The organism is Crocosphaera sp. Alani8 (genome assembly GCF_038442745.1).
Classification (GTDB): Bacteria; Cyanobacteriota; Cyanobacteriia; order Cyanobacteriales; family Microcystaceae; genus Crocosphaera.
In genome coordinates, this window is sequence record NZ_JARVCN010000227.1 from 1 (window position 1) to 5,250 (window position 5,250).

Genomic DNA, 5,250 nt, shown 5'->3' on the forward strand with positions numbered 1-5,250 from the left:
TCAAATATGAAGCCCCCCCCAAAGTCCCCACCGAGGCCATGTTCCTACGGGTAACCTACCGTATTGGCTTAAACATTTTTAGAAAAGCCGGCTTAGGCAAAGAATACGCCGAATATATTTACTCTCAATACAAAAAATCCTCTAGACGAGCGACCCCGCTCCCTCGTAGGAAGCAAGGGAACGCGCGAGGAAAATTAAATAATCTCGATAGAATCAAATTGCTTGATTTTATGGAGACAGAAGACAAAGGTTTTTGGCCATTAGTCATCGACCTTAACCTACCCGTCTGCATCACCGAAGGAGCCAAAAAAGCCGGAGCCTTACTCACACTCGGTATCGCAGCCATTAGTATTCCTGGGATATGGAATGGTTGTCCCATTCCCAAAGATAAACTTGGCAATAAAATCGGTTTACCCCGTCTCATCCCCCAATTAGCCCTATTTGCCACGAAAGACCGAGAAATCAGCTTATGTTTCGACAATGATCCTCAACTAAAGACCCGTATCAACGTTAAAAAAGCCACTGAACGACTAGGCGGTTTATTTAGCCGAGCCGGTTGTCAAGTTAAAATTATCACCTGGGATGCCCCTGAAAAGGGCGTTGATGACCTCATCGCCTCCAAAGGGATTGAATACTTTGAAAGCGTCTATGAGAACCGTTTAACCTTGGCTGAGTATAAGATCCAAGGCTTTCTTCACCTCATCCCTGACTTAACCATTAACGAGCGATATATCCCTGAAAGCCTACAATACCCCCAAAATGCCAAACTCATCGGAGTAAGATCCCTACACGGCACTGGTAAAACCGAATGGTTAGCAAAAAAAATAGCCTATTACCTAGCCAACCACCAAAAAGTCATTATCATCGTCCACAGGGAACAATTAGCCCGTGAATTAGCCCGTCGCTTTGGTATCGACTACCGTACCGAAGTTAAAGACAATCAATGTTTCGGGCAGTTTGGCTATGCCCTTTGTATCGACTCTTTACATCCCAAGGCCAAACCCTCCTTTGACCCCGAAGCCAAACAATGGGAAGATGCCGTCGTTATCATCGATGAAGTCGAACAAGTTTTATGGCATTTACTCAATGGTGGAACTTGCCAGAAAAACCGTGTCAGAATCCTTAAAACCTTCAAACAACTATTACAACGAGTCGCCCAATCCAAAGAAGGTAAAATCTTCATAGCTGATGCTGATTTATGTTCCATTAGTATTAACTACCTTGAACAATTAATCGGCTATAAAGTCCCTAAATTCATTGTCAATAATAGCTATGTACCCGAAGCGGAAAGATTACTGTATCGCTTCCTTAAAAAAGACCCAGGAGAATTAATCAGTCACTTAGAGTCCAATATCAAGAAAGGGCATAAAGTTATTATTCATACTGACGGACAAAAATATCAAAGCACCTGGGGAACCCGTACCTTAGAATCTTATTTTAAGCGGAAATTCCCTGCACTCAAAGTATTAAGAATTGACCGTAAAACCGTCACCCAGAAAAAACGGTCTGCTTTTGGCTGTATTGATAAATTAAATGAAATCATACAAAAGTTTGATATTGTTGTTTGTTCTCCTGTTATTGAAACCGGAGTGAGCATTGACGTTAACCATTTCGATTCCGTTTATGTCCTTAGTCATGGGGTGCAAACGGTTGATAGTGTCTGTCAAAGTATGCAACGGGTCAGAAGTAATATCCCCCGTTATGTCTGGTGTAAACAATGGAGTCCCCATCAAATCGGTAACGGTTCCAATGATATTAAATCCTTACTAGCATCGACTCATAAACTAGCATCGGCACAGATTGGCTTATTACAAAAGATGGGCATTACTGAAGCCAATGATGTTAGTTTCTATGAGGAAAGCGAGGATATTAAATCCTGTTCTCCTTCATTAATCGCTTGGGGGAAACGAGCGGTGATTATTAATACTGAGAATTCTAAATTTGCTGATACTCTTTTTAATAAGTGTGAGAAAATCGGGTATAAGGTCTTAGACATCGATGATCTAGAGAATGATTACACGCAGATTAAAAAAGAGTTTAAAGAAGTGAAAGACAAGAACTATAAAGACCATACTAAAAGGACATCTAATTCCCCGAACATTGACCAGAAAACTTATGAGGAACTTAAGGAAAGAAAAGACTTGAGTGACTCAGAAGAGGAAACTTTAAAGAAAGCAGAGATTAGTCGTTCTTATCTCACCGAAGACGTTAGCCCAGAAATGGTAGAAAAACACGATAAAGGGTGGTTGCCTAAGTTACAGTTACTTTATTATCTAACCGTTGGTGAAGCTCATTTAAAGGATAAAGAAAAGCGTAACCTCAGCCAACTTAAAGAACAGTCAGATAATGGGGAATTGTTCAAACCTGATGTTTGTAAATCTACCCTTGGGACTCAACTATTTTTCTTAAATTACTTGGAGATTTTACAGTTCTTAAATCCGGATGCGGAGTTTGATAAGGAATCATTACAAAAATGGTATGAGAAGATAACTACCCCTGTGATGAAGTCTCAAATTAAAACAGTGTTTGGTTTTTGGATAGGGGAAAAGGATACGGCCATCTCTGTTGCTCAACGATTCCTTTATAAATTAGATTTGGGGCTGATCTTCGACCGACGGGAACGACGCAACGGTAAACAGGTGAGGATCTATAAAGGATGTAATGTGAACGCAGATCAACGAGGGGAAATCTTTGAGCGATGGTTGAAACTGGATGAGGCCAACTCCATCAATGAAGTTGCATAGTTACCCAAGTGAGTCACCCCTGGTATAGATAATTATTTAATTACATTACAGATGACTTATTCCTCTTCCTTTTTTAGGTTTTTTCTTCCAAATGTAAAAGGGGCTAGAAAGCTTTCAAGTGCAATCAACCCCCTTAATATAACTTTTGTCTAATGATTCTAAAGAAAACTTGCTATAGCTTGTTTTCCTTTTGGACTTTGGATAAAAAATAATTGTTAGCGTAAAATTTACGCTAAACTTATCTCCAGAGCTAAAATCGATAAATTAGGGGATAAAAAAGACTATCTTCTCATTTTTTTAGGGATTTTTAAATATGAAATCTTTTCATTCAGTTTCGGTTCCAATATAGATATCTAAATAACTTTCAGTTAGAGATTTAATGACTCGTTCTAATTCATCAATGAGATTTCTTCTACTCAGTTTTTCTACAGCATCAATATGGGCTTCACTTCCGGCTCGTCCTAAATATTTATATTTTGTTTTTTTCTCATTATTACTGGCCATAGGAAAAATTGATTCAGCAGCCTGTAGTTTATAATACCAGTAGATTGTTCCCTTTCGATTAACCTGATAACGGATGATATGACAATTAACTGGTGCTACTTCCCCTTCCTGTTCAATTTTCTTGATTTTCTGTTTAAGAGAACGAATTAGACTCTTAATTTGTTTAGCTCTCAGATGAGCATCTTGACTGGTTTTAAGTTCGGAATGTGATGACATGAACCTTGAATGTAACAAATTAACTTTTTATAGGTTAGCGTATATATTCCGCTAATTTATAAAAAAATGAATTTGAAAAATGAACAAAAATAAAACGGCGCAGTCTCTTGAAGAATTCTTGTTGTGGAGGGCAAACCTCTTCCAAGGACTAAAAGCTAGAAAAGAAACTGTTATAGAATTACTCGATGCCCTATCTAGTAATCAACAAGCTCGCTCAGTAGTTGAACTATCTCTCAATCCTTTATTTAGAAGAGATTATAACAGTTTATATAGAGGAATTCAAGAGTTTTTACCTACTAAAACTAACCCTAATTATGCCAAGCAAATTGCGAGTTTATTTTCAGCCGTGTCGAGAACAATTCCTCGCACCTCCAAACAGTTTAACTTATTTGGCATTGATATAACTCCCTATCCACGACCATTTGCTCAGACTTTAGCTCTCTTAGACTTTTATTCATTATCCGAATCCAATTAAAGGCAATAAACCCATTAATATTGGACATTCTTATTCGGTTGTCTGTGCTTTACCTGACCGAATAGAGACTGAAAATGTGCCTTGGGCTGTCCCCTTATTAGGAGAGCGAGTCCTCTCTAAAAATAAAGGAGTAAATCAAGGAAATCAACAACTAGAGAAAATATGGAAAAGTTCTTTATTTTCTGATAAATTAGCCGTTTTAGTAGCGGATAGTGACTATAGCCAAAGGGATTTTATTGGTGAACAAGTTAAGCATGAAGGCGTAGTTACTATTACAAGAGTTAGAAGTAATCGGATTTTTTATCGTCAATTTATTCCTGAACCCAATCAAGCCAAAACTTCGGGACATCCCCGTTGGTATGGTGATAAATTTGACCTTAATGATAACCAAACTTGGCATGAACCCGATGAAGTTCATTCTGTTCCTTTTACGACGAAAAGAGGTCGTCAATTAACAGTTACTATTTCTGGATGGAAGCAGATGTTAATGAGAGGAAATAAAAACTATAAAATTAACAATCACCCTTTTACTTTACTCCAGATTGTTGTCAAAGATCAAGAGGGTAATACTATTTGGAAACCTATGTGGCTTATTGTTATTGGTTCGAGGCGTAATGAACTAAGTTTAATTGATTGTTATCAATCTTATCGACAACGTTATGACATGGAACATCTTTTTCGATTTGGTAAACAAAGATTGTTGATGACATCTTATTTAACTCCCGATGTAAATCACGAAGAAAATTGGTTTAAACTAACACTTCTTTCCTATGTAAATTTGTGGGCTGCCAGAAAATTAGCTGTCGTTTTACCCCGTGATTGGGAACAGTATTTGAAGAGAGATAAATCCGTCAAAATTACTCCTAGTCTAGTTCAAAGAGACTTTTCGAGAATAATTTCGACATTGGGGACTTCTGCTAAATTTCCCAAACGTCGAGGTTATTCTCCTGGACGGATTAAAGGTGACAAAAAAGCCCCACGAACTCGTCATGATGTTATCAAGAAAGCGGATGCGACCCCGCGCCGTCGCACGGCGCAAGGGAACGCGCACCAAGAAGGGACAAAAAAATCAACTGAAAACTTAAAAGCTTCTTAGTTTTCGTTATAATCTATCGATTAGCCCTATTTGTTAGCCAATTTTATTGACTGATACAGAGTAGATATTTTGGCATTTTAATTTAGCGTATATCTTACGCTAATAGTTCTCTTTTTGTCCAAAGTCCAATTCCTTATTTCATTCTACTTATTTCCATTCTTAACACATTTCGTGGAAAAAGTTAAGTATGGTGCTGCAAGAGCAATGTATCAACT

General features: G+C 37.9%; 2 protein-coding genes and 1 pseudogene. 2 read left to right on the top strand and 1 reads right to left on the bottom strand.

Going from position 1 to position 5,250, the window contains the following annotated elements; translation table 11 throughout:
- Nucleotides 1-2,744, top strand: a 2,744-nt coding sequence (locus P9B04_RS13715; protein WP_342055551.1) for a plasmid replication protein, CyRepA1 family, incomplete at its 5' end; no start/stop codon positions are given.
- Between the two features lie 324 nt (nt 2,745-3,068).
- On the opposite strand, the gene P9B04_RS13720 is transcribed toward P9B04_RS13715, so the two are convergent.
- Nucleotides 3,069-3,464 (bottom strand): hypothetical protein, encoded by a 396-nt coding sequence (locus tag P9B04_RS13720; protein ID WP_342055552.1) that lies wholly within the window; start codon nt 3,462-3,464, stop codon nt 3,069-3,071.
- A 79-nt stretch (nt 3,465-3,543) separates the two neighbouring features.
- On the opposite strand from P9B04_RS13720, the pseudogene P9B04_RS13725 reads away from it, so the two are divergent.
- Nucleotides 3,544-5,035: pseudogene (locus P9B04_RS13725) on the top strand (NF041680 family putative transposase).
- The last annotated feature ends 215 nt before the right edge of the window (nt 5,036-5,250 follow it).

Excerpts from the sequence above, each read along its gene's own strand:
- P9B04_RS13720 (WP_342055552.1), bottom strand. The coding sequence starts at position 3,464 with ATGTCATCACATTCCGAACTTAAAACCAGTCAAGATGCTCATCTGAGA.